The organism is Butyrivibrio sp. AD3002 (genome assembly GCF_000420905.1).
Taxonomy (GTDB): Bacteria; Bacillota; Clostridia; order Lachnospirales; family Lachnospiraceae; genus Butyrivibrio.
In genome coordinates this window covers 79686-106019 of the sequence record NZ_ATVV01000001.1, presented here as the reverse complement: position 1 = coordinate 106019, position 26334 = coordinate 79686, and the positions used below count along the sequence as shown (strand labels likewise).

General features: G+C 40.5%; 17 protein-coding genes. 1 reads left to right on the top strand and 16 read right to left on the bottom strand.

All coding sequences use genetic code 11. The features are described from left to right. Positions 1–42: 42 nt before the first annotated feature. The 3 genes from G596_RS0100430 to G596_RS20360 are packed head-to-tail and all read right to left on the bottom strand — an operon-like array spanning position 43 to position 3030. Positions 43–1686 (bottom strand): bifunctional ADP-dependent NAD(P)H-hydrate dehydratase/NAD(P)H-hydrate epimerase, encoded by a 1644-nt coding sequence (locus tag G596_RS0100430; RefSeq protein ID WP_022759851.1) that lies wholly within the window; start codon positions 1684–1686, stop codon positions 43–45. After that, on the bottom strand, positions 1664–2347 hold the full coding sequence (locus G596_RS20365) for a hypothetical protein (RefSeq protein ID WP_022759850.1): 684 nt from the start codon (positions 2345–2347) through the stop codon (positions 1664–1666). The genes G596_RS0100430 and G596_RS20365 overlap by 23 nt, the downstream gene beginning before the upstream one ends. Positions 2348–2379: 32 nt before the next feature. Next, complete coding sequence (locus G596_RS20360; RefSeq protein ID WP_022759849.1) at positions 2380–3030, bottom strand: redox-sensing transcriptional repressor Rex; 651 nt, start codon at positions 3028–3030, stop codon at positions 2380–2382. A gap of 302 nt (positions 3031–3332) precedes the next feature. Here G596_RS20360 and G596_RS0100415 point away from each other — a divergent pair, with 302 nt between their 5' ends. Beyond that, on the top strand, positions 3333–3668 hold the full coding sequence (locus G596_RS0100415) for a hypothetical protein (RefSeq protein ID WP_022759848.1): 336 nt from the start codon (positions 3333–3335) through the stop codon (positions 3666–3668). Between the two features lie 69 nt (positions 3669–3737). On the opposite strand, the gene G596_RS0100410 is transcribed toward G596_RS0100415, so the two are convergent. The 13 genes from G596_RS0100410 to G596_RS0100350 form a co-directional block, all read right to left on the bottom strand. Further along, positions 3738–5732 carry an ABC-F family ATP-binding cassette domain-containing protein gene (locus G596_RS0100410; protein ID WP_022759847.1) on the bottom strand — a complete coding sequence of 665 codons (1995 nt, stop codon included), beginning with the start codon at positions 5730–5732 and terminating at the stop codon, positions 3738–3740. 2 nt (positions 5733–5734) lie between these two features. Beyond that, positions 5735–8509 carry an FAD-dependent oxidoreductase gene (locus G596_RS0100405; RefSeq protein ID WP_044927637.1) on the bottom strand — a complete coding sequence of 925 codons (2775 nt, stop codon included), beginning with the start codon at positions 8507–8509 and terminating at the stop codon, positions 5735–5737. 211 nt (positions 8510–8720) lie between these two features. Next, complete coding sequence (locus G596_RS0100400) at positions 8721–9416, bottom strand: metallophosphoesterase (protein WP_022759845.1); 696 nt, start codon at positions 9414–9416, stop codon at positions 8721–8723. Positions 9417–9423: 7 nt separating this feature from the next. Beyond that, a complete protein-coding gene (locus G596_RS0100395) occupies positions 9424–10191 on the bottom strand; it encodes a response regulator (protein ID WP_022759844.1) in 768 nt (255 codons plus the stop codon). Between the two features lie 18 nt (positions 10192–10209). Next, on the bottom strand, positions 10210–13134 hold the full coding sequence (locus G596_RS20355) for a response regulator (RefSeq protein WP_022759843.1): 2925 nt from the start codon (positions 13132–13134) through the stop codon (positions 10210–10212). Between the two features lie 147 nt (positions 13135–13281). Continuing rightward, complete coding sequence (locus G596_RS20350) at positions 13282–15501, bottom strand: glycoside hydrolase family 3 N-terminal domain-containing protein (RefSeq protein WP_022759842.1); 2220 nt, start codon at positions 15499–15501, stop codon at positions 13282–13284. An 86-nt stretch (positions 15502–15587) separates the two neighbouring features. After that, positions 15588–16793, bottom strand: coding sequence for an NADP-dependent isocitrate dehydrogenase (locus G596_RS0100380; RefSeq protein WP_022759841.1), 1206 nt, complete (start codon positions 16791–16793; stop codon positions 15588–15590). 14 nt (positions 16794–16807) lie between these two features. Next, positions 16808–17488: a GntR family transcriptional regulator gene (locus tag G596_RS0100375; RefSeq protein WP_026497581.1), complete on the bottom strand. Its 681-nt coding sequence runs from the start codon at positions 17486–17488 to the stop codon at positions 16808–16810. 56 nt (positions 17489–17544) lie between these two features. Then, on the bottom strand, positions 17545–18966 hold the full coding sequence (locus tag G596_RS0100370) for a 2-isopropylmalate synthase (RefSeq protein ID WP_022759839.1): 1422 nt from the start codon (positions 18964–18966) through the stop codon (positions 17545–17547). A 166-nt stretch (positions 18967–19132) separates the two neighbouring features. Next, complete coding sequence (locus G596_RS20345; protein ID WP_022759838.1) at positions 19133–20845, bottom strand: methyl-accepting chemotaxis protein; 1713 nt, start codon at positions 20843–20845, stop codon at positions 19133–19135. A gap of 204 nt (positions 20846–21049) precedes the next feature. Then, positions 21050–21751, bottom strand: a complete 702-nt coding sequence (locus G596_RS0100360; RefSeq protein ID WP_022759837.1) for a fibronectin type III domain-containing protein — start codon at positions 21749–21751, stop codon at positions 21050–21052. 18 nt (positions 21752–21769) lie between these two features. Further along, positions 21770–24187, bottom strand: coding sequence for a leucine--tRNA ligase (leuS, locus tag G596_RS0100355; RefSeq protein WP_022759836.1), 2418 nt, complete (start codon positions 24185–24187; stop codon positions 21770–21772). Between the two features lie 95 nt (positions 24188–24282). Next, positions 24283–26229 (bottom strand): EAL domain-containing protein, encoded by a 1947-nt coding sequence (locus G596_RS0100350; protein ID WP_022759835.1) that lies wholly within the window; start codon positions 26227–26229, stop codon positions 24283–24285. Between the last annotated feature and the right edge of the window lie 105 nt (positions 26230–26334).

The following is a 26334-nucleotide window of genomic DNA, read 5'->3' as shown; positions in this document are numbered from 1 at the left end:
TATTGCCTCTGATTTCATAATATTTGTTTTTTAACTCAAAGCTTAACAGCTCATATTTCCGGAAAAAATATCTCGAAGACTTCTTGAGATATCTCTTGCCGTCATACCCTGCCTTCCGTGCTTTACTGCCGCCATATCTCCTGCTACACCATGCAGATAAGCACCGGCCACAGCAGCTTCAAAGACATCACTGTATCCTGAAAGAACGAGCGCACCCAAAAGACCTGCAAGAACATCACCACTTCCTGCAGTCGCCATTCCATCATTTCCGCTTATATTAATAAAATTTCTTTCTCCGTCGGAAATAACACTTCGTGCGTCCTTACATATAATACTCGCATGAAATTCTTTTGCAAGTCTTGCCGTCTCATCCATGATACAAGTCCTGCAATCATGTATATCCTTACCGCTAAGTCTTGAAAACTCAGCCAGATGAGGCGTCATAATAATATCTGCATTGTATGCGCAAACAAGATCTCTTATATCTTTTTCGGATGATATGATATTAAGTGCATCCGCATCAAGAATAAGAGGGAGCACAGCATTTTGAAGAATAATCTTCATGATTTCTTTTGCAGAATTACTGATTCCTATTCCCGGTCCGCATATTATAGCATCCGCCCATCCGATTGCTGAAATAAGAGCTTCTTTGCTTTTGCTATATTCGATAGTATCAGAAAGATTGAATCCCTCTTCGGTATAAGTATCCGTCATGGCTTCAGGCAGAAGTGTCTGAATAGCCGAGAGATTTGCCTCATCTGTATAAACCTTTATCATGCCGGCACCGCTTCGAATGCAGCTCTCAGCAGCCATTATGCATGCACCGCTTATTTTTTTACTTCCGGCAACCACAAGAACTTTCCCAAACGAACCTTTATTACCCGCAGGATTTCTTGGTGGCAGCAGCTTAACCGGGATTTCCTTTTTATCAGGGATGTCAACATACTTAAATTTGGGATAATCCTTCAAAAAGCCATCCTCAGTGATACCCACATTCACTATATGTATCTCACCTGCATGAGCAGCTCCAGGATAAAAAACAAGCCCCATTTTCAAAAAGCCAAAGGTCACTGTCTCATCTGCCCTTATTGCATAGCCATGTACCTGCCCCGTATCCGAATTAATACCTGTTGGTATGTCAGCTGCTATAACATGTGGGAATTTCCCATCATAATCTTCTCTTGAATAATTGATTTCCCATACCGCGGCTGAATAATCCCCCGTAAGGTCCCTTGAGCAGCCTATCCCCAGCATGGCATCAATTATTACGTCACATTTTTTTATTTGAGAGCCAAGTTTGGACTGATCAAAATCCACGACATTAAGGCCATAGGACAATGCTATTTTCAGCTGTGAGCTACATGCGGAAGTCCTTTTTGTATTTGAAGCCTTATCACTTAGACTGTGATTAACAAGAACAAGCGTGACAGGTATTTTATCCTGAAAAAGAAGTCTGGCCGCTGCAATTCCATCACCGCCGTTATTCCCACTTCCCGCAAGAATCAGAACCTTACCGCCCTCCGGAAGAGCTTTTTTTACATATTTGCATATAGAAAGCGCCGCCCTTTCCATAAGAACATCCTGCGGCACTCCGAACTCGGAGATTGTAGCCGCATCACATCGCTTCATCTCGGCAGCGCTTACAACATAATTTGAATTTTTATCAATTATCGGTAAATTTTTCATCTTCTACTATTATCCCATCGCGTTCAGTCATTCCGGGTCTGATTACAGGGTGTCGTTTTTCAGGATCGTACTTTAGATCAAAGAGATCAATAACTTCAGGTCCGAAAATGTTGTGCATATAGGAATATACATTAAAGTTTTCGAGCTCTTTTTCCTGCATTCGGATAATATTCTTTTTCAGCTGTACCCTTACTTTTGATATCCACTCATCAACAGCATCGATTTCGAGGGTATTATCATGCATTCTTTTATAAAAGATATTCATCGTCTCGATCATGAGCTGATAATCGATCTGATAAATCTCTCTGGGAAGTCCGAGCATATCGTCCTCGCACTCCTCTATCTTATCATTGCACTCCTTGATAAGGCGTGTATGATCATCAATTTCGGCCTCAATCTTCTTCCGCCTCTTTGGATTCTTTCCCGCATCATCTCTTAGGACAACAATCTCACCGAGAAGCTTTTTCTTAAGCCTCTTTATGTCCTTAATTTTTTCCCTTGTCTTTTCCTGTATGTTCACAAGCTTATTAAGCTCAGCCTCAAGCTCCTTTATTTTGGGAGTTTTGGGACTAAGAAGGAAAAGCTGTTGCCATTTTTCATCCTTGGAAAGAATCGGAATATCCTTTCCGACAAGAGCATCAGAATAGTCGTTATTAGCCATATCGGCATCCTCCAAGCGGTTTAAATCACTTGTTATTTCCTGGAGTTGTGATTATTTTCATATCTATCAATGCTATATGAAAGTTTCATAAGCGAATCTGACAGATGAACATTTTCGACCTGAACATTCTCAGGAAGATCAAGATCAACATGTGCGAAATTCCATATAGCCTTTATGCCGCATTTTACAAGTTTATCCGCCATAGGAACAGCCTGATCCTTAGGTATTGCAAGGACCGCAATCTCTATCTTATTTTCTTTTACAAACTGTTCAATCTCTTCGACAGGTCTGATCTCAATATCACGTATTTTCTTACCATGAAGCTTAGGATTTAAATCAAAAGCTCCTTTAAATATAAATCCTCTGTTGAAGAAATTGTTATAACCGGAAAGAGCCTGTCCAAGATGACCTGCCCCAATAATGATAAGTGTATGCTCCCTGTCAAGGCCGAGTATCTTACCTATTTCCTCATATAAGTACTCAACATTATAGCCGTAGCCTTGTTGTCCGAAGCCTCCGAAATTATTAAAATCCTGCCTGATCTGTGAAGCAGTAACCTTCATAATATCGCTGAGTTCCTGAGATGAAACTCTATCTATTCCCTGACTTTTCAGTTCACCTAAGTATCTGAAATAGCGGGGCAATCGGCTGATAACAGCCTGAGATATTTCTTTTCTCGCCATACATCCTCCATGACTGACACCGAAAAAATTATGTTATTTATTACTCTGTAAAATTCGGCTAATTTTAATTATACTATCTGTTAAATTTTCGTCAATCTTATAAATTGACTTTACAATAATTTTATTTGTCATTAATACAAATTTGAAAAAATGTTTCAACGTAGATAATATCTGATGAAATTAGTTTTCAGAAATATGCATTTTTATCTTTTCTTTAATACCCAGTTTATGAATTGTTTCGAATTGGAAATTATAATAACCATATCTTCTTATGTAGTTTTTTAGAAGTTGGAGATAAAAATATGGGAATGTCAATTGATGGATTAGGTGCTTACAATATGTACCAGGCAAGGCCTATGAATTATACAGTATCCAATCAGGCTCCTGTATCGGATGTGTATGACAAGCATAAGGCTGTTGGTGATATCGCCACTGTTGCTCCTGTCGTTTATCCTAATGCTCAGGAAGTAAAAGTCGGTGAAGTTGCCAGTACCGATGGCAAGGATGAAGCTCTGAAAGTAAGCCAGCAATATAATCAGATTGCTTCAAAATTCGGTAACACAACGGTAGGTTACGGACGTGATATGTCAGGTTATTCCTACAGTCAACCCGGTAGTTCCTTTGATGCTTTTGCATAAGGGTTTTAAATGAGAAAAGGAAAAAAAGAAGCTCTTCCAAGTTAGTCCTTGAAAGAGCTTCTTTTTTGATTACTCAGATAAGGTTTCCCATTCATCATAGAGTTCCGAAAGGCGTTCTTCGTTTGATGAAAGTTCATCGGATAGCTTTCGAACCTTAGCAAGATCGGTCGCTACATCAGGATCTGAGAGTTCTTCATTTATTTTCTCATTCCTCTCTTCCAACTTAGCTATCTCATCTTCACATTTTTTCAGAGCAGCTTCCTGTTTACGCTTTCTTGCTGCTTCTTCTTTTTGTGCTTTCCAGTCTGCTGCACCTGAACCGGAATCAGCATCGGAAGTACTTCCTTTTGAAGCAAGCTTGCCAAAACCCGAACCTGAAACAGCATCAGCAGAATCCATCTCGATTCCTCTGCCAAAAGAGGAATTATCTCCTTTTTCAGCAATAGCACGAGCTGTCTGTTCCTCACAATGCTCCATATAGTAATCGTAGTTACCAATATAATTAACCAGTGATCCGTGAGTAAGATCAAGTATTCTGGTCGCTGTTTTGTTTATAAAATATCTGTCATGGCTGACATATAAAACAGTTCCTTCATATCCGCAAAGAGCATCCTCAAGAATTTCCTTGCTGGTAATATCCAGGTGGTTCGTAGGCTCATCGAGAATCAGGAAATTAGCTTCTGAAAGCATAAGCTTTGCAAGTGAAACCCTTCCCTTCTCTCCGCCGGAAAGATCTCCGATGCGTTTAAACACATCATCACCGGTAAAAAGAAACGCTGCAAGAGTGTTCCTGATCTCAGTATTATTCATTGACGGATATGCATCGGATAATTCTTCAAAAAGAGTCTTTTCATTGTGAAGAACCTGATGTTCCTGATCGTAATAACCGACATGAACCTTTACACCGAGAATGATTTCTCCTTCATCAAGAGTCTCCATGCCATTAATGATTTTAAGCATTGTTGTCTTACCGGTTCCGTTATCGCCGATAATTGCAACACGCTCACCCCTCTTAATATCAAAAGAAATGTCCTTAAAAAGCTGCTCATTTCCAAAGGATTTGGCAATACTCTCAACATGCATTACGTCATTACCGCTCACGCAGTTAGGTGTAAGGGTTATACGCATATCATCCCTTACCTCCGTGGGCTTCTCAAGACGTTCTATCTTATCGAGCATCTTCTCTCTGCTCTCGGCACGTTTGATACTCTTTTCACGGTTAAACTGTTTAAGCTTATCTATAACTTCTTCCTGATGCTTAATTTCTGCCTGCTGATTCAGATATGCCTTCAGCTTGGCAGCTCTGATCTGCTCGCGTTTTTTGGCATATGCAGTATAGTTTCCAATATAAACATCAGCATTTGTCTGATCTATTTCGATCACTTTTTGGGCGATACGATCCAGAAAGTATCTGTCATGGGATACAATAAGCACTGCACCCTTATAATTCATAAGATAACCCTCAAGCCACCTTATAGAGTTCATATCGAGATGGTTTGTAGGCTCATCGAGAATTATAAGATCCGGGCTCTGCAAAAGAAGCTTACCCAAAGCCACTCTGGTCTTCTGACCTCCGGAAAGTGTCGATATTTTCTTATCGAATTCATCCTCAGAAAATCCAAGACCTTTTGCTACACCAATGACCTCACTCTCCCAGGCATAACCGTTTTTAAGCTGGAATTCGTGGTTCATCTGAGCATAGCGTTCCATGAGCCGATCGAGTTCTTCGCCGCGAAGAATATCCATCTGAGCTTCCGCAGCTCGTATCTCAGTCTCCAGATCAATAACATCCCTTTTCATCTCGCGAAGCTCTTCATAGATGCTGTGCGCACTGTCTATGTTCTGATTCTGAGCAAGATATCCAAAAGTCGTGTCTCTTGAAAACGTAACCGATCCGGTATCGGGAGTAAGCTCACCAATAATCATTCTGATGAGCGTTGTCTTCCCTGCACCGTTTATTCCTACTATCGCAGCCTTCTCGTTATCCTCAATATGAAAAGATACTCCCTTCAAAACATCCTTACCATCAAAGGATTTTGAAAGATCATGACAGTTTAGTACCAAAATTATTTGTTACCTTTCACCTTGTTAATTACTATTTTGGCCGCACGCTTCGCAGCATACGGTCCGACCAATTTGAGCTTATCCTCTGATCTTACCATAGTACTTGCTTCAGGTATATCCCTGCTAAGATGAATTGCATCAAATTCGCATTTTGTTGTGCACAGACCGCAACCGATACATTTGTTTTCATCAACAGTAGTTGCACCGCATCCAAGGCATCTGTTTGCCTCTTTCTTTACCTGCTCCTCTGTGAGGGTAAGGCGAAGATCGTCAAAGGTATCCTTTGCAATTCCGGCTTTTTTGCCAGGAATTTGACGCGGAGCATTGTCAAAGCTCTCAACAAGTATATCATCCTTATCAAGTTCTATAAACTCTCTTCTGTCTCTTGCAAGGTCAAGTCTGTTTCCGGGATGTACAAAACGGTTCATTGAAACGCATGCTTCTCTACCACCTGCGATAGCATCAATTGCAAATCTGGGACCTGTAAATACATCTCCGCCTGCAAAAATATCAGGCTCTGCAGTCTGAAGTGTAAGTGAATCAGCAATAACTCCACCGTTAGGACGAAGTTCAACCTTGGTTCCCTTAAGAAGGTCACCCCATACAATTGACTGTCCAATGGACTGAAGAACGTTCTCACATTTAATAGTGATGGTCTCGTTCTCATCGTACTTAGGATTGAATCTTCCGTCAGGATCCTTTACAGAAGTACATTTTTTGAATACTATGCCTGTAACCTTACCGTTTTCTGTAAGAATTTCCTTAGGTCCCCATCCGTTTAATACTTCAATGCCTTCTTCTTTAGCTTCCTCAACTTCATCCTTTGCGGCAGGCATTTCTTTTTCACTCTCAAGGCAAAGCATTGTCACCTTTGTAGCACCTGCTCTTACTGCAGTTCTTGCAACGTCGATTGCTACGTTACCACCGCCGACAACAACAGTGTCGCCATTTAATCTTACACTGTGATCAAGGTTAACCTTTCTGAGGAAATCAACACCTGTCTGAACTCCTTCAGCGTCCTCACCGGGAACACCTGCAAGTCTTCCGCCCTGGCATCCGATTGCAAGGAAAAATGCCTTATACCCCTGTTTCCTGAGTTCCTCGATAGTAACATCCTTACCTACTTCAACGCCGCACTTGAACTCTACGCCCATCTGCTTCATAACGTCAATCTCGGCCTCGATGATATCTTTTTCAAGACGATAGCTGGGAATACCGTTCATAAGCATTCCACCTGGTCTCTTTTCCTTCTCGAATACTGTTACCGGATAACCGTCTCTTCTGAGGAAATATGCTGCGGAAAGTCCTGCGGGGCCTCCACCGATAATAGCCATCTTGTAGTCGTCTGACCACATTCCGCCGTCGTGCTTTTCGCAAAGCGGAACATATCTTGATTCCTTCCTAAGATCAAGAGAAGCTATGAACTTCTTGATTTCATCGATTGCCAGAGGCTGATCGATAGTACCTCTTGTACAAGCATCCTCACAGCGTCTGTTACATACAGCACCACAGATCATCGGAAGCGGATTATCCTGCTTTATAAGCTTAAGGGCATCCTCATATCTTCCTTCTGCAGCCATCTTGATATATCCCTGAACGGAAAGATGTACGGGGCATGCTGTCTTACAGGGAGCTGTACCTGTTTCATAGCAGTTAACTTTATTATCATCACGATAATTGTAATTCCACTTTTCAGGTCCCCACTTCTTGGAATTAGGAAGTTCCTGTTTAGGATAAGTAACCTGTGAGCCATCCTTTTTGCAAAGCTTCTGACCAAGCTTAGCTGCACCTGCAGGACATACCTCAACACATTTTCCGCAAGCAACGCACTTATCCTTCTCGACATGTGCACGGTATGCAGATGCAGAAAGGTTGGGTGTGTTATAAAGCTGTGAGGTACGAAGTGCATTACATACACCGGGAGCACAGTTACAGATAGCAACTATTTTTCCTTCTCCATCGATATTTGTAATCTGGTGAACATATCCGTGGCGTTCTGCACGCTCAAGAATCTCGTAAACTTCTTCCTTGCTTACATAATGGCCAATTCCACGGCTTTCCATATACTCAGCCATATCGCCCATTCCGATACAGTAGTCGCCGCGAATTTCACCGCTTCCCTCTCCGCGCATTGTCTGCTGTTTTCTGCAGGAACACTCGGAGATACCGTATTTATCATACATATCAATCCATCTTGAAAGATGCTCAACAGGGACTGATGTATTCTCAATGCTGATAGCTTTCTCAACAGGAATAACGTGCATACCTACACCTGCTCCTCCGGGAGGAACCATCTGAGTAATGCCGCCAAGCGGAAGCTGTGTCATAAGATTAAAGAATGTTGCAAGCTGCGGGAATTCATCCGTAAGCTTATCCTGCATCATCATGAACTCGGCAGAACCGGGTACGAAAATCGGAAGCTCATACTGCTTGTGCTTATCTGCAGTTTTTGCGCGATTCATCTCAACAATACCGATCCATACGAGACGATCTATCATCTTCTGAGCATCTTCGACGCTCATATTGTTCATTGAGGCAAGTTCCTCAATACTGTAAGGCACACGAGTCTTCTTAAAGTTGATAAGGAACTTAACCTGCTCTTTATTAAGAATAAGGTCAAGCATCCAATACTCGGGGTCTCTGTTGTTAAGCTTTCCAAAAAGCTTCTTCGCATAGCGATCGGTAATCATGGATGCAAGCTTTAAAACAAGCTGCTCCTTCTCGGGATCCTCTGCCACATAATTTGGATCCTGCCAATAATCATTCTCATTGATCATCGGGTCACCGATTTTCCAGTCTTTAATACTGTTACCCATAAGAAATAACCTACTTTCTAAAAAATTGCATAATTATAGCGCACGATGCGGCATCACATTTCTCTCCTGTCTCATCAATGCGCAAACTCCTACTACATGTAACATAATATCATATATCCACGATTTAAGATACCCATTTTCCCCCATAAAATGAGCCTTTGGAAACTCTTTGTTAAAGAATTTTCAAAGGCTTGAAATCTAGATAGTCCCCGGAAACGAGACTATATTTTATACCGTCAATTTTTCCCCAAAGACTGTCATGAAATCTCTCTTTTCCATGACAATGAGCATAAATCACCTGCTCTGCTCCGTAGGCCTTCGCCATAAAAGTAAATCTGCTTGTTCTTTCATCAATTGAAGTTGGCGGATAGTGCAGGAACATTATAAACTTCTCAAAACCGTCTGCCCTGGCCGCTTCAAATGATATCTTTAATCTTTTTGCCTCACGTTCAATCAGCATATCGGCGTGCTGCCTTGTATCGAATCCTTCATAACAATATCCCTTGGTCCCTACCAGTGCGTAGTCCCCATAGGGATAGTAGTTATTTTGTAAAAACAAAAGCCTTCCATTAAACATATCATTAAGGCGCTGGGTTTTCTTAGCGTTCCAGAAATTATCATGATTTCCGCGAATAAGTATTTTTCTTCCCGGGAGTTTTTCTATAAACTCAAAGTCCTTTTCACAGTTCTCAAGTCCCTTGCCCCAGGTATGATCCCCGACCAGCACAAGCGTATCATCGTCAGTGATCATCTTATTGCAATTTTTTTCTATCTTCTTTTCATGGTTCTTCCACACCTTCCCGAAAATATCCATATTCTTGTCGGACTGAAAGGAAAGGTGCAGATCACCAAGTGCATAAAGCGACATAAAAACCTCACTTATAATTCTTTATTTTCTGCTTTTCGAAAAACTCATCGATATTGGCGATAAGATCAGCAGGAGGCATGGTTTTAAGCAGATATTTCTCAGGTTTAAGTGAAATGACCTGAGCTACGCTCTCCTTATCATTTTTAACGGTAAGAAACATAACAGGTATATCACTTGTTCCTGACTCGCTACGAAGCATCTCAAGAACCTTGGGCCCTGTAATAACGGGCATCTCATAATCAAGCAAAATCAGGTCAACCTTGTTCTTAGCAAGGAAAGTGATGGCATTCATTCCGGAATTCACCATGAAGACCTGATACTTTTCCGACAGCCAGCTCTTAATTGTCCTCAGCATTGTGCCGTCATCATCAACAACAAGAATCTTCTTTTTCTGCAGGCGCACTTCCTCATTCTGGACAACAGCAGTCATTTTACTTCCGAGCTCTTTTACATTGACCGGTCTCTCAAAAACCGCAGCGATTCTGTCCTGTGAGATTTTTGAATATATCTTTTCAAGTTCATCACTGGATCCTATCACACTTATGGAGATATCATCTTCAACTGATTTATCCTTCAGATACACAAAAAGCTCCAGCATCTCATCAATGTCATCAACATAAATAAGATATACAGACGGTTTATCTTCCATTCTTTCAATCTGAGTTACATCTGCATCCGCGCGAATTACCTCAAAGTCTTCCGCCTTAAGCTCCTTTTCAATCGAAGTTACCATAAAGCTCTTCTTACCACCCACAAGCAGTACTCGTTTATCCATAAAAACCCCTCTCATATTTTAAAGAAGTTCCAGAAGTGCATCTCTATCAACAGCAGCCATCAATTCCACAATTTTATTATATTTATCTTTATAGTCATCCGGAATACTGTAATCGGACAGCATCTTCATTATTCCATCAGCCGTGTCAAAATCGTAGGCTTCCAATAATTCTTTCATATCTGAAAAAGCGCCTTCAAGTTCATCTACCGGTATTTCAGGAAGGTCAGTTTCTTCGCTCTTTTCAATTGCGGGCTGAAGTTTATCCTTATAGCTTCTGTAAAGAGCTAGAAGCTCAGGAGTCTTTTCCTTTATCTCTTCAGTACTCTCATCATTACCGCATTTTTCAAGATATGCGGCATCTTCAGAAAGCTTCATCGCACCAAGCAGCCTGGCTGAACTTTTCAGTGCATGAACAGCAACCGTATAATTTCTGTAATCATTATCTGCTGCAAATCGTTCAATATTATCAGCCTTCGAATCTATGGACACATGGAATTCCTCTATAACATTTTGAAGAATATCAAGGCTTCCGCAGTTTTTTAATGCCTCCTCGTAGTCTATACCTTCTATGGTTTTATAAAGCTTTTGTCTCTCATCGTTCTCATCTTTATCATAGACGTCTTCTGATTCTTCCTCAAGTATCAGCTTTTCAGGAGGCAGATATGTCTTAAGCATATCCTCCAGAAGTCCGCCGTCAATCGGTTTTGAGAGATAATCATCAAAACCGGCTGCCATATATTCCTCCCTGGCACCTGCACCTGCATTTGCCGTAAGTGCGATGCACGGAGCATCAACAGATAGATTTTCCTCCATCTTCTTCATTGCAGCGAGGGTTTCAAGGCCATCCATTTCAGGCATTCTATGGTCTATGAAAATCGCATCATATTTCTTTTTCTTTACCTTTTCAAGAGTCTCCATTCCACTTTCAGCAGTATCAACCTGTATCAGCGTCGTCTTTAGAAGCCCCTTAACAACCGTAAGATTCATCGGAGTATCATCAACCACGAGAATTTCTGCCTCAGGAGCTTTGAATTTCTCATGATATTTTTCCAGTGTTTTTAGATATTCCTTGTACTTTTCCTTGAAGTCTCCCAGTTCTTCCCAGGATACAACCTGCTGTCGCACTTCAAATGAAAAATCAGAACCCTCTCCGTATACGCTCTTTACTTCAAGTCTCGTATCCATGAGTGCAAGCAGCTTCTTAACTATGCTCATTCCAAGGCCGGTACCCTCTATTGAACGGTTCCGGATTTCCTCAATTCTTTCGAAGGGTGAATATAGCTTATTTATATCCTCTTCTTTTATTCCTATACCGGTATCAACCACCTGAAATCTAAGCATAATGTTCTTATCATCTACTTTTCTGTAGCTGATGTTGAGTGCAACACTTCCTTCCTCGGTGTACTTTACAGCATTTGAAAGTACATTGGTTACGCACTGCTTTATTCTGATTTCATCTCCGATAAGAACAGTAGGCAGCGTCTCATCTATATCAAGTTCGAGTTTAAGCCCCTTTTCTTCGGCTTTTACAGCCACCATATTTATGAGGTCGTTTATTGTTGATCCCAAATGATACTGCACCGGAAGAATATCCATTTTACCTGCTTCAATCTTTGAGAAGTCCAGTATGTCGTTTATTATTCCAAGAAGAGAATTTCCGGCGCTTTTTACATTATTTGCATACTCAAGAATTCTGTCGTTATCCGACTCCCTGAGTATCATCTCATTCATTCCGAGGACTGCATTTATGGGAGTCCTTATTTCATGAGACATATTAGATAAAAAGGACGACTTTGCTTCACTGGCCTTTTGCGCAACCTCGAGCTCCTTTTCAAGCTCCTGTTTCGCTTTTAATCGTCCTATATAGTCCTCTATGGAATGAACCGTGGTTTGCATGGATTCATGAAGAACCTGTATCTCATCACCTGTTTTTATTGTAAGATTGTCAACCTTTTTTCCTACCTCAAGCTTTGTATCGTCATCAGCATTGGCGTAGTCATACATAAAATCAGACATACGTCCGATAGGGCCGCCTATGACCATCTTCGTGTAAAAATTTGCTATTGAAGCAAGCGGCACACCCACGCACATCATGAGTAGTATCATCTTAATATCAAAGCTAAGAGCTGCATCATCAAATTTGAAATCAAGGTCTTTAATTTCCTGAACCATATCTTCGGTATTTTCTATATGGACCGGTTCACGTCTCTCAATACCTCCCACAAACATATTTTTCAGGTCCGGGAAAAGGATCATCATATAAACAGCAACAGCTATACCAAGAATTAGTTCAAGTGCGATGATAATAGCAGTAATTTTAACACTTAATTTGGTCTTTCTGACGTTCTTCTGTAGCTCCTTGTTTTCTTCATACGCCTTAGTATAAGCAATCCCAATTGGGAAAAATATTTTTATAAAATCGGGTGCTTTTGACAGAATGATATATATAACAAGTACTGAGAATATTACAGAATACACATCCCTGCAAATATAGTCGGTAAAATGAGAGATATTGGAAAGATCATATCTTCCGACCTGTACCACTGACAGACAGGCATATTCGATAAGTGTAGTAATAAGAAGTGTCGCAATGCAGGCAATAGCAGTCTTTTTAATATTTTTAAAAAACATATATTGTGCAAAAATGGAAATGCATAGCGTTGCAACAAGAAAAATCGACATATTGTAAGCTGTTGTAAGCGCTGAAGCGATAGAGACAACGAAAGCTATCATAAACGAAATCATGCCAAAGAAATAACCAAACAGACCACCGACAAGAAGAAACGGCAACAGATAAAATGTAAACAAGATCTTATCGTCATGTACATACATAAACTTATCGCCATACAGGGAAGTATAAACACATAATGACGTAAGGATTATCCATATAAGAACAGAAACGCATTTATATACAGCGCTTATTTTTTTTACTTTATTATCCATAGAAACCTCTCTTATTTCCTAAGCCTGTTAACGTTTCTATAAATAATAATAACGCAGTGCAAACAATGAAGTCCACACTGCGAATTATTAAAAAAGCGTAAATAAATTATCGTTCTTTAAGGTTGAAATCAAATTAAAAAGAAACTTTTAAATCAATTCAAAGTCTTCAGAATTATCAGTAGTTGAGTCAAATCCAACAAACACCTTGAAGTCTCCGGGCTCACTGTCATTTTTATTCTCGATTGTCCAAAAGCTCAGCATATCTTCAGATATATCAAAACTGATTTCTTTGGATTCTCCGGGTAATAATGAAACCTTCTTAAAGCCTTTAAGTTCCTTAATCGGTCGAACTCTGCTCCCTACCATATCACGTATATAGAGCTGAACTGTCTCTGTTGCCTCATGGAAGCCTGTATTCCTTACAGTCACCGCTGCTCTTATAAAGTCATCCTCATCCGCTTTATTCAATGTATTCTTATTCAGAATGACATCGGATATTTTAAACTGCGAATAGGTAAGTCCGAATCCAAATGGATACCTGGCCTCATTTGGACAATCAAGGTATCTTGTAGTGAAAATTGTAGGTCCTTCGGAAGGCTTAGGTCTTCCTGTTGAAAAAGCATTGTAATTTAAAGGCGCCTGCGCCGCACTATAAGGGAAGCTCATGGAAAGTTTGCCGGATGGTGAATAGTTACCGCCAAGTACATCCATAATTCCATGGCCACCTTCGGTTCCTGGTCTGAAGCATATCATAAGAGCATCAGATTTCTCCGGAATATTTTCAAGCTCAAGTGGTCTTCCGCAAAAGATAAGAGTAATGATATGTTTTTCATTTCTAAACTTCTTGCAGATTTTATCAAACAGTTTCTTTTGAACTCTGGGAATTCTTAGATCCGTTTTACTTGTGGACTCTCCTGACTGACCAATATGTTCTCCGAGACAGAACACTATCTCGTCAGCCCACTCTGCTACTTCCATGGCTTTCTTAAACAGCTTTTTGTTTTTCTCTTTTTCTTTTTCATCCGAAAAAGTTCCGTTCATGAACTCATCGCCGTTTGATGCTATAAGACATCCTTTTGCGACTTTAATTCTGGTATCTGTATCATCGTACAGCTCTTTTGCCGCCTTTTTTACAGATACAGCATCCTTAGAATCACAGGATATAGCCCAGGAGCTGTGAAGATTTTTCTCATCTGAATAAGGGCCTATAAATGCTATTTTCTTTTCAACCAGAGGAAGTGCATTATAGTCGTTCTTTAAAAGAACAAGCGACTTTCTGACAGCATCTCTTGCTATCTCACGATTTTTATCAGAAAGACATTCTTCTTGTTCTCTTGTTGCAGAAGCGCCTCTGAACGGGTCCTCAAAAAGACCCAGATCATTTTTCAAAGTAAGAACCCTCATAACAGCTTCATCCAGAAGATCCTTGGAAATTTTTCCTTCATCCAACAGCTCTTCAAGATTTCTTCCGTAGCTTTCCGTGCACATATCAATATCGACACCCGCCTTCATGGCAAGCTCAGCTGCTTCCTTTAGATCCTTTGCAAAGCCCCAGGTTTCCATCTCAGCAACAGCTGCCCAGTCAGAAATAAGAACTCCGTCAAACTCCATCTCATTTCTGAGTATATCTCTCATAAGCCATGTATTTCCTGAGGAAGGGATACCATTAAGCGTATTAAAGCTGGTCATCACAAGTCTTGCACCTTTTTTTATTCCTTCAGCGTATGCAGGCAAATACTGATCTCTGAGCATGGATTCAGACAGCTCAACACTGTTATAATCTCTTCCCGATGTAGCAGCACCATAGGCAGCAAAGTGCTTCACGCAGGCTGCAATATGATTTATATCTTTTAAGTCTTTTCCCTGGTAGCCTTCTACCATTGCAGAGACCATCTTACCATTGAGATAAGGATCCTCACCGGTTGACTCAAGAACTCTTCCCCATCTTGCATCCCTTACAAGATCCCCCATGGGAGAAAATGTCACATGTACGCCTTCTGCGGCAGCTTCTCTTGCCTGAACCTCAGCTCCCGTTTTGGCAATCTCAGGATCAAACGTAGCACCTTGTCCGAGCGGGCAGGGAAATACAGTTTTGTGACCATGAATAACATCCAACATAAACAAAAGCGGAATGTGGTGCGGATGCTTATCCATGTACTTTTTCTGAATTTCTATGATCTTCTCCGCGCCCCAAATACCAAGAGTACTTCCAACAAGACTCTTTTCTTCCTCGCTTGCACCTTCATCACTAAGGCCTGTTACTGCAGCATTTTCCTCAAAGGCCTGTCCCGGAAGCTGAACCAGCTGCAACACCTTTTCTTTAAGTGACATATCATCAAGGAGCTTCTTTAAATCTTCGTTTTTCATGTGTAATCCCCTTTTTATACAAAAAATTTACGCTGATGTACTTCTTATTACATACATCAGCGTAATTAATTCTAATATATTTTCAATTAAATTGCATCAAAAGTATTTCTGATTTCTCTTATGAAATCCTCGGAATTAAGCTTTTTAGCATTGGGATTGGTAGTAATGAGAAGAAGATCTCCTGTCATCTTTCCATCCTCAATAGTCTTAAGTGTTGCTTTTTCCATCTTATCAGCCCAATCAATAAGTCCCTGTATTCCATCAAGTTCTCCGCGCTTTCTCATCGCGCCTGTCCATGCAAAGATAGTTGCTACAGGATTGGTAGAAGTCTCCTCACCCTTCAGGTATTTGTAATAGTGGCGCTGAACGGTTCCGTGTGCTGCCTCGTACTCATATATTCCTTCCGGAGAAACAAGAACTGAAGTCATCATTGCAAGAGATCCACATGCAGAAGAAACCATATCACTCATTACATCTCCGTCATAATTCTTGCATGCCCAGATGAATCCACCCTTTGACTTCATTACACGTGCAACAGCATCATCAATAAGTGTGTAGAAATATTCAATACCTGCTGCATCGAATCTGTGCTTATAGTCCTTCTCAAAAGTGGTATCAAAAATTTCTCTAAATCTTGCATCATAGGTCTTACTGATAGTATCCTTTGTTGCAAACCAAAGATCCTGCTTGGTTGAAAGAGCATATTCAAAACAAGCCTTTGCAAAGCTCTTTATTGAGGCATCCTTATTGTGAATTCCCTGAATTATACCGGGGCCGTCAAACTCCTGTATTGTCTGTCTTATCTCTTTGCCGTCTTCCCCTGTAAATACAAGCTCTGCCTTGCCTGCTCCGGGAACAGCAATTTCAACATTTTTATATACATCGCCATAAGCATGTCTAGCGAGAGTTATGGGTTTTTCCCAGGTTTTTACATTTGGCTCGATACCCTTAACAAGGATCGGTGCGCGGAAAACTGTTCCATCAAGCATCGCTCTGATTGTACCGTTTGGACTCTTCCACATCTGCTTGAGATCATACTCCTCAACACGTGCTGCGTTTGGCGTAATGGTTGCACATTTTACTGCAACACCATACTTTTTTGTGGCATTGGCACTGTCTATAGTAACCTTATCATCTGTCTCGTCACGATACTTAAGACCAAGATCATAATAATCACTCTTAAGCTCGATATAGGGTTCAATAAGTTCTTCCTTGATCATCTTCCAGAGAATTCTGGTCATCTCATCCCCGTCCATCTCAACAATGGGTGTAGTCATTTTAATTCTGGACATATAAGCTCCTCTCCTTAGTTAAACATTTCAAGTAAACCATTCTTAACCATATTATCATAAGCACTGTGCATGTGCCTATTGGCAATTTCTTCGGCCCTGTCGGGATCTTTATCTCTTATGGCCTCCATTATACTGCGATGCTCATTATTGGAATCCTTACCTCGGCTACCGGTTAAAGTCTTCTGTCTTATGAGCCATACATATTGATGATAATCCTTTAAAAGATGCTCAAGCATCTTCGAATTGCATGATTCATAAAGAATTGTATGGAATCTGTTATCAAGCTCTGCAAGCTGATCAAAATGGCCCTTTTTCTCATGAAAATCAGCCAGATAAACTATCTCTTCAAGCTCTTCAAGCTGTTCCTTTGTTATATTCTCGCAGGCCCATCTTGCACAAAGTCCCTCAAGTCTTGAACGAATCATATAAATGTCTCTGACATCAGAAGCACTTATACCTACTACATACGCTCCTTTGTTCGGTATTATCTGAACCAGGCCTTCAAGCTCTAGTTGGCGCAGAGCTTCTCTCACCGGCGTCCTGCTTACTCCAAGCTCTTCGCCGATTGCTACTTCCTTTAATTCCTCATGATCTTCATATTTACCATTTAAAATATCCTCTCTTATCCTGTGAAAAACACGACCCCGAAGAGAATATTTATCGGTAACTTCCTGTTTTAAATCTTTCTTTTCCATGATTTTACCTTTGCCCCTCATCCGCCCTTCGGGCACCTTCCCCCCAGGGGAAGGCATTATTTGATTGAGCCATCCCGAACTTCGATACCAATTAGTTTTGATACTTCATCTATTTTGGCTGTGAGTTCTTCGTCATACATAACTGTTACACGGCCGTTCTCATACTCACCGTCAACCCATTCCTTCAATATCTGAACAAGCTTGGAATCCTTACCAAGTGCTGCATCGTCCTTAAGGTGATAGTGAACGTTTATCCAATGTGCAATTCCGGCAAGACCCGAAGTGTTGGAAACCGCGCTTACCGGAGGTCTTCCAAGGAACTTATCCGTATCAAAGATATTATAAATCTCCTCGTTCTTTAGAAGTCCGTCAGCATGGATACCGGCTCTTGTCACGTTAAAGTTTTTACCTACAAAAGGTGTCTGAGGCGGAATCTTGTAACCAAGTTCCTTCTCGTAATATTGGGCAAGCTCTGTTATAACCTGTGTATTCATGCCGTTTAGTGTACCCTTTAACTGCGCATACTCGAAGATCATAGCTTCGAGAGGTGTATTTCCCGTTCTCTCTCCTATACCGAACAGAGAAGCATTGACTCCTGAACAACCATAGAGCCATGCAGTAGTCGAATTGGACACTGCTTTATAAAAATCATTGTGTCCGTGCCACTCAATGAGCTCACTGGGAACACCTGCATTTGTGTTAAGAGCATATATAATACCTTGTACGCTTCTGGGAATAACAGCACCCGAGAAATTAACGCCATAGCCCATCGTATCGCAGGCACGAACTTTAATCGGAATACCATACTCCTCGCGAAGCTTCATAAGCTCAACACAGAAAGGAACAACAAATCCGTAAATATCAGCTCTTGTAATATCCTCAAGGTGGCATCTGCAGGCAATACCTTCTTCAAGACAATCTCTGATTACACTAAGGTAGTGATCAAGTGCCTGTCTTCTTGTCATTTTAAGCTTCAGGAAAATATGATAATCAGAGCAACTTACAAGAATTCCGGTTTCCTTCATTCCAATCTCTTTTACAAGCTTGAAATCCTCTTTGCTGGCTCTGATCCAGCTTGTTACTTCAGGGAACTTATATCCCCTCTCCATACATTTATAAACTGCATCTCTGTCCTTCTTGCTGTAAAGGAAAAACTCACTTGCCCTGATCATGCCGTTAGGACCACCGAGCTCATGAAGCATATCATATATCTTTACAATCTGCTCTGTAGAATACGGAGCTCTTGACTGCTGACCATCGCGGAAAGTAGTATCTGTAATCCAGATATCCTTTGGCATATTATGCGGAACAATTCTATCATTAAACGGAATCTTCGGAACCTCATCATAAGGGAACATGTTTCTGAAAACATTGGGCTTTTCAACATCGTCCAAAATATACATATGCTCTTCAATCTGTAAAAGATTGTTGTGCTCATTCATTGTCACCGGTCTGTTCTGGAAAGTCTGATCCTGCATTTCTGGTTCCTCCTAAAAACACCTAACTTAATAGAATTCATTAAAATGATTTTAAATAATTGTTTTGCATTATTGTATACAATAATACCATATATGTCAACGCGTTAATGCAATAAAGTGCAACTTATAAAAAATACCCACGGAATATTTTCCGTGGGCTTTCTGTTTATCTGAGTTTGAATTGATTTATCAGTCTAGTAAGGTCTTCCGATTGCCGGGTAAGCTCTTGGGAAACATTGCTGGATTCCTGGGCTGTTTCGGAGTTGCTTTGGACAACCGTTGAAATCTGATCAATACCGTCATTGATTTCCTCCATGCTGGCTGCCTGTTGCTGTGCCATCTCTCCCGTCTCTACTATCATACCTGTAATTTCTTCAACTGAGGACTGCATCTGCTGAAGAGCATCGGTGGTTTCTCCTACTACGTCATTTCCGTTTCGGATTTCTTCCATAGTATCCTGAATTAGCTGATGTGTATTCTTTGCAGCCTCACTACTCTGACTGGCAAGAGTACTGATCTCTTCTGCAACAACCGCAAATCCCTTACCAGATTCGCCGGCTCTTGCTGCCTCAATTGAAGCATTAAGAGCAAGCAGCTGCGTCTGCTTTGCAATTGATTCAATAGTATTGGTTACCTGTTCGATTTCATTGGATGCCTCAGTAATCCTAATCATCGCATCCGTTACAAGATGCATCTTTCGTGCACTTGCATCAGCATCATCGCGAACTCTGTCCGCCATCTGCCTTGATCTCTCAGCTGTTTCTGCCATAGTCTTAGTCTGAGCTGTAACCGTAGCAACAGATGCCGTTAGTTCTTCAACCGCTGCCGCCTGATCCGTTGCACCTTCAGCAAGGTCAGTTGCTCCCCTGCTCATGCCGTTTGCGCCTTCGGATACATGATTAGATGATTCCTGTACATGTGAAAGAGTATCTGACAGTGAATCTGTAATATTGTTAAGAGCTTCATTTATGGGTGCAAAGTCTTCTTTATAAAGTTCAGGATGAAGCGTTCCCTGAGTAAAGTCACCGTCGGCAACCATTTTCAAAGTTTCCCTGATATCGGAAACAATCTGAGCTGTTACAGCTGTTGAAGAATTCAGATCACTTGCCAGTTTACCAAGCTCATCCTCTGATGTGTAATCAATATTGATATCAAGATTACCTCTTGACATCTGATCAGCAGCCTTGGAAATCTCCTCAACAGGTGCCAGAATTGAATAGGACAGTTTCTTCTTAACATCCACAATATAGATAAGTACCATCGCGACTATGATAAATGTGATTATGGACATTATAGCTCCGATAATAAGCGAATTTCTGTAAGCAGCAGCTGCAGCTTCAGTAGTTGAACTCGAAACTGTCTTAAAGTCTTTTACAGCAACATCTATTGAGGGATAAAGGGTATCATTAAAATAGTAGAACAAATCATCTGAAGAGGATCCATCCGCAAACATATTCCCTAGTGTTTTTCCATTGTTTTCTACTGTTTTTAAATCATTAGAAACAGTATTTATGGCATCGTCGTCATCGGAAATAGCAGCAAGCTTAGTTAGGTTGTCGCTGAACTCGCCAAACTTTTCCATAGCTTTACCAAGCTGTTCCTCTCTTATAGCATCATCAGGTGATGACAGCGCCCAAAGAAAAGCCTTTGACAGCGCCTGCATATCAATTCTGATATCTGCCTGAATAGTATTCATATTGTAATACTTACGATAAATAGTTCTTATGGAGACTACAGCAAATGCCAGAGTTAATACAAGAATTGCTATAGCAACACAGAACATGATAATGATCTGCTTGAACGTGGAATTGAACTTCTCCTGCACGCTCATGTCATGCATCTTTTTTTCGTTGACTTTCACAAGATTTTTTATACCCATAATTGTCTCCGTTCATATTCCGGCGCATACTCGAAATAATTGATATTTCCCGCCCCTCAAAACAAAAAAACTGTTACACATACATTTTAACAGACTAATCGAAATATGCATTGATTTGTATACGATTTTTCTAAAATTTAATATTTCGTTTATGATTAAATAAAATAACCTGCAACAGAATAATCTGTTGCAGGTTATATAATGTTATTTTACTTTGACTTTATAGGTTTTTGTAAATTTACTGTAATACTTCTTGCCATCATACTTTTTGTAAGCTCTTACTTTTATGTAGTACTTTCCTTTGGCAAGTTTACTTAACGTATATGTCTTGTTTTTTGTATCAATGTCTTTCCATGAGCCGCCGCTCTTTTTGTAACGAATCTGATATCCTGTCGCATAAGAAACCGCTTTATATTTTATCTTAAGAGTTCCCTTTGTAGCCCTAAGAGAAGAAACAGTTACTTTTGAAGCCTTAACCTGCTTCATCTTTTCAAGGCCGCTCGGATTTCCGACAGTAACTTTGCAAACTGCTATAACATTTCCAACAGCGTTTTTGGCTTTAATTTGAGTCTTACCAACTTCCACAGCAGTAATATAAGCTTTATTGTAGGCACCCTCATCTCGATCTACGGTTGCCACAGTGATATCATCGCTCTCCCAGTAAATTGTCTTATCCTTAACAACAACCGGTGTAGCTATCCCTTCGACGGTCTCTACTTCTCCGGGATCAAGTTGTATCTCATTCACCGTAAGCGAAAGTTCAGAATATGCATCTCCTGCAGTTACAGCTAATACAGATCCGGCATATTCTACATCTTCCATACCGAAGCCCTTAGCAAAGATGAAAATGAAGAGTGCAAATACTATTCCTACTACTAACTGTCTAAAATGTTTACCCAAATGCATATATATCCCTCCTTATAGTCACTTCATAACAATGTTGCAAATCTTTCCGGGTACATAGATCTCTTTGATAATATTGCCATCAAATTTTCCGGATATAGCCTCTCTTGCCTTGGCAAGAACCTCATCCTTAGGATCGTCCTTACCGATTGAAATTGTAGCTCTTACCTTACCGTTAACCTGTACAGCAATTTCTACAGTGTTTTCAACTGTAAGCGCCTCATCAAACTCAGGCCATGTCTGCTGATAGAGTCTGCCCTCTCCGCCGATCCTCTGCCATATCTCCTCAGTGATATGGGGTGCAACAGGATTAAGCATTGTAATGAGAGTCTTATACTCAGCCTTAGTAACAGCATTTTTCTTATAAAAATCATTTATAAGTGACATCATTGCTGCAATTGCTGTGTTGTACTTAAGGTTCTCGAAGTCACTTGAAACCTTCTTGATTGTTCTGTGCATCTCACCCTTAAGTTCTTCTGAGTACTCATCGCCGTCTACCATAATATCCTGGAGCTTCCAAACTCTTTCAAGGAATCTGCGACAGCCCTTAACACCATCCTCTGACCATGATGCAGCAAGATCGAATGCACCGATGAACATCTCATAGGTTCTGAGTGTATCAGCGCCGTAATCCTCAACGATATCATCGGGATTAACGACATTACCGCGGGATTTACTCATCTTCTCGCCATTCTCACCAAGGATCATACCGTGGCTGGTTCTCTTCTGATAAGGCTCTGATGTAGGTACTACGCCTTGATCATAGAGGAACTTATGCCAGAATCTGGAATACAGAAGATGAAGAGTTGTATGCTCCATTCCTCCGTTATACCAGTCAACGGGAAGCCAGTACTTAAGTGCTTCCTTACTTGCAAGTGCTTCCTTGTTTGTAGGATCTGTGTATCTGAGGAAGTACCAGGATGAACCTGCCCACTGAGGCATGGTATCGGTCTCTCTCTTAGCAGGGCCTCCGCAGCAAGGGCATGTGGTATTAACCCAGTCTGTCATAGCTGCAAGCGGTGATTCACCGTTATCCGTAGGCTCATAGCTGTCTACTTCGGGAAGAAGAAGAGGAAGCTCTGATTCATCAATCGGAACAAATCCACACTTCTCACATTCAACAATCGGAATAGGCTCGCCCCAGTATCTCTGACGGGAGAATACCCAGTCACGAAGCTTATAATTAACCTGCGCATGACCGATTTTCTTTTCCTCAAGGAATGAAATCATCTTTTCCTTGGCATCATTTACGGAAAGGCCGTTGATGAAGTCTGAGTTGATAAGAACGCCTGTGGCAACATCTGTAAATGCTGCTTCATTAACATCAACCTCTTCCCCATCCTTAGCCACAACCTGAATAATAGGAAGACCGAATTTCTTTGCAAACTCCCAGTCTCTGTCATCATGAGCAGGAACCGCCATAATAGCACCTGTACCATAGCTCATAAGTACATAATCGGAAACCCAGATCGGAATCTCTTTTCCGTTTACGGGATTTATTGCCTTAAGACCATCAATTTCAACACCGGTCTTATCCTTTGCAAGCTCGGCACGCTCAAAGTCGGATTTCTTTGCAGCTTCTTCTCTGTATGCAAGAATAGCATCAAAATTATTTATCTTGTCCTTGTACTTATCAAGATAAGGATGTTCGGGAGAAACTACCATGTATGTTGCTCCGAAAAGGGTATCACATCTTGTAGTGTAAACAGTAAGCTTATCCTCAGTACCGGCAATCTCGAAATCAACCTCAGCACCGGTTGAACGTCCAATCCAGTTTTTCTGGGAGACCTTTACTCGCTCGATATAATCAACACCATCAAGGCCATCGATAAGCTTGTCAGCATACTCTGTAATCTTAAGCATCCACTCACTCTTAACCTTGCGGACAACCTCAGATCCACAGCGCTCACATACGCCGTTTACAACTTCCTCGTTGGCAAGGCCAACTTTACAGGATGTACACCAGTTGATGGGCATCTCCTTTTTATAAGCAAGACCCTCCTTGAAAAGCTTAAGGAAAATCCACTGTGTCCACTTGTAGTAATCGGGATCTGTTGTATTTATTTCTCTGTTCCAGTCAAAGGAATAACCCAAAGAATGAAGCTGATTCTTGAACTTCTTTACATTATTGGCTGTAACGATCTTAGGGTGAATATGATTCTTGATCGCATAGTTCTCTGTAGGAAGACCGAAAGCGTCCCATCCCATGGGATAAAGAACATTATATCCCTGCATTCTGCGCTTACGCGCAACAATATCAAGCGCTGTATACGGTCTGGGATGACCTACATGGAGTCCCTGTCCTGAAGGATACGGAAACTCAACAAGCGCATAATACTTAGGCTTGGAATAATCATTACTTGCAGCAAATGCATTCTCATCATCCCAAACCTTTTGCCATTTCTGTTCAACTTCTTTGTGATTGTATAACTCTGACATTTATGATACCTCGGCTTTTATTGAAATTATAAACATAGTCAAGATTTTACCATACCGAAGTATCATAATTCAAGGATTCTGCAGATTATCGCAGATTACTTATGTTTAAAATATTTACTCAGACTTTCGATCGGGCCGGGCTTAGCATAGTGATAGCCCTGAATATAATCAAAACCACGATCAATACTGTACTTCTTTTGTGACTCATCCTCTACACCTTCAATAAGTGTGACAAAGCCGTTTTTCTTGAAAAACTCGATCATATAGGAAATGATATCATCAACCCTGTCATCCTTAATTGACTTGTATAACAGGGATTTATCAAACTTGATTGTCTGAACAGGCACGTCAACAACTCTCTCAAGATTGGAATAGCCGGTTCCGAAGTCATCCATATAAAGATGAATTCCTTCGCGGTTAAGCATATCCATATTATGCTTAACTGCCTCATAGTTTTCTGCCATCATAGACTCGGTTAATTCAAGTCTGATCATCTTCTGGTCAATGTTATAGCCATGAATTATGTCTAGAATTTCCTTATAAAAAGTCTTATCGGTAAAATCTGCAGTAGAGCAATTTATGGTTATTGCATCAAAATCATATTCCAAAGACAATTTTTCAACTGCCTTGCATACTTTATGTATCATTATTACAGTGAGCGCATGAATACAATTATTCCTCTCCGCAATTGGAATAAACATATCCGGAGGAATCATCTTTCCATCTATGTTCAATCTCATAAGTGCCTCTGCAGATCTGAACTCATCTTTGTCTACACTATAAATAGGCTGCGCATAGCAGATAATACGCTCATCTTCTGCATCCATCTTCATTCTGACATCAAGAAGAGTCTGTTCAATCTTATAAATCTCATCAAAATCTCTGAAATCCGAACCGTTTGCAAAATAATAAACATTCTCACCATCAATAAGCTTTGTTTGTTTGATATACATCATGAACAGCTGCGTCCATTTGTTACCGACAGAAGAAAATCTCCTACTGTCTCCGCATACCCCAAGAAAATAGTGGAAATGGTCCTCTGTTCTGTCGTGAAATGCATCAAGAATATCCCGCATTTGTTCGGAATAATTCTGAGCATCTGAACGTTCTTTTGTCTCGATAAGAGCCATAAAGGTTCCAAAACTAATTCTATACAGCTGTATTTTTCTTGAAATTCTTTCTATCTCCCTACATACTCTTGCCATTTCTATAGAGAGCATCTCATAATCCGGACTAAAGGATGTATCTGTAAGCTGCGGGAAATCTATATAAGCCAAATAAAAAATTCTGTTTCTTCTTATATCAGTAATAAACCTGCTTTCCATTGCACTCACATTCTGACATCCGGTATCCTCATCATAAGGATTTGAATGGAATAGCAGATAGAAAGCAACCAAAGGGATGACGTAGGTCGACGCACTGAAAATAGCTCTTTTGTCGATAATCTGCAAAATGAGAACTATAATATCGAGAGGCACGACAATCAGAACTCCTCTTATTACAATTCGAGCTATGGTGCGTCTTCTGATCATGACTACAATAAAACATATGACTGCACACAACATGCCCATCATGCAATAAAAAGTTGTGAAATGTGTAATATCAATACCATCTGTCCTGACAAAATAAAGGCTTTTCATTGCAACCTGATAGACTACGCCTGAAAAATAAAAAAGCGCAATGGAAACATAGAGCATAATAATTACAGAACGTTTCTTTAATCTCTTTTCGCTCATGAGATTTATGTAATTAAAAATCAAGACAAGAATAGCCGCGTAAAGCACCAGGAAAAAGGTAAGAAGTGCAGTAAAAGTTGACCTGTTGTAGTAGACAGAAACGTTACTTGCCACTTCAACAATCATTATCTGCGTAGCCGTTGCCACTATGGCTGTCAAGGCTCCAAGAACAAGGAATTTATAGCTTTTTGATTTTTTAGGCCTAGTCAGTGACATGAAAACCAGCAAAAGAATAGCAAGAAGAAGGCTGGCATACTCTCCAATAATGTCATATCTTAAGCCTATGTGCATACCAAAATGCGGCATATTTTAACCCCTCATAAGAAAATGATTTATAAAAACTCATAGTTATACATCTTCAAATTTATCGTAACATAAAGATATAAGTACGATTTAAAGAAACTATAAAAT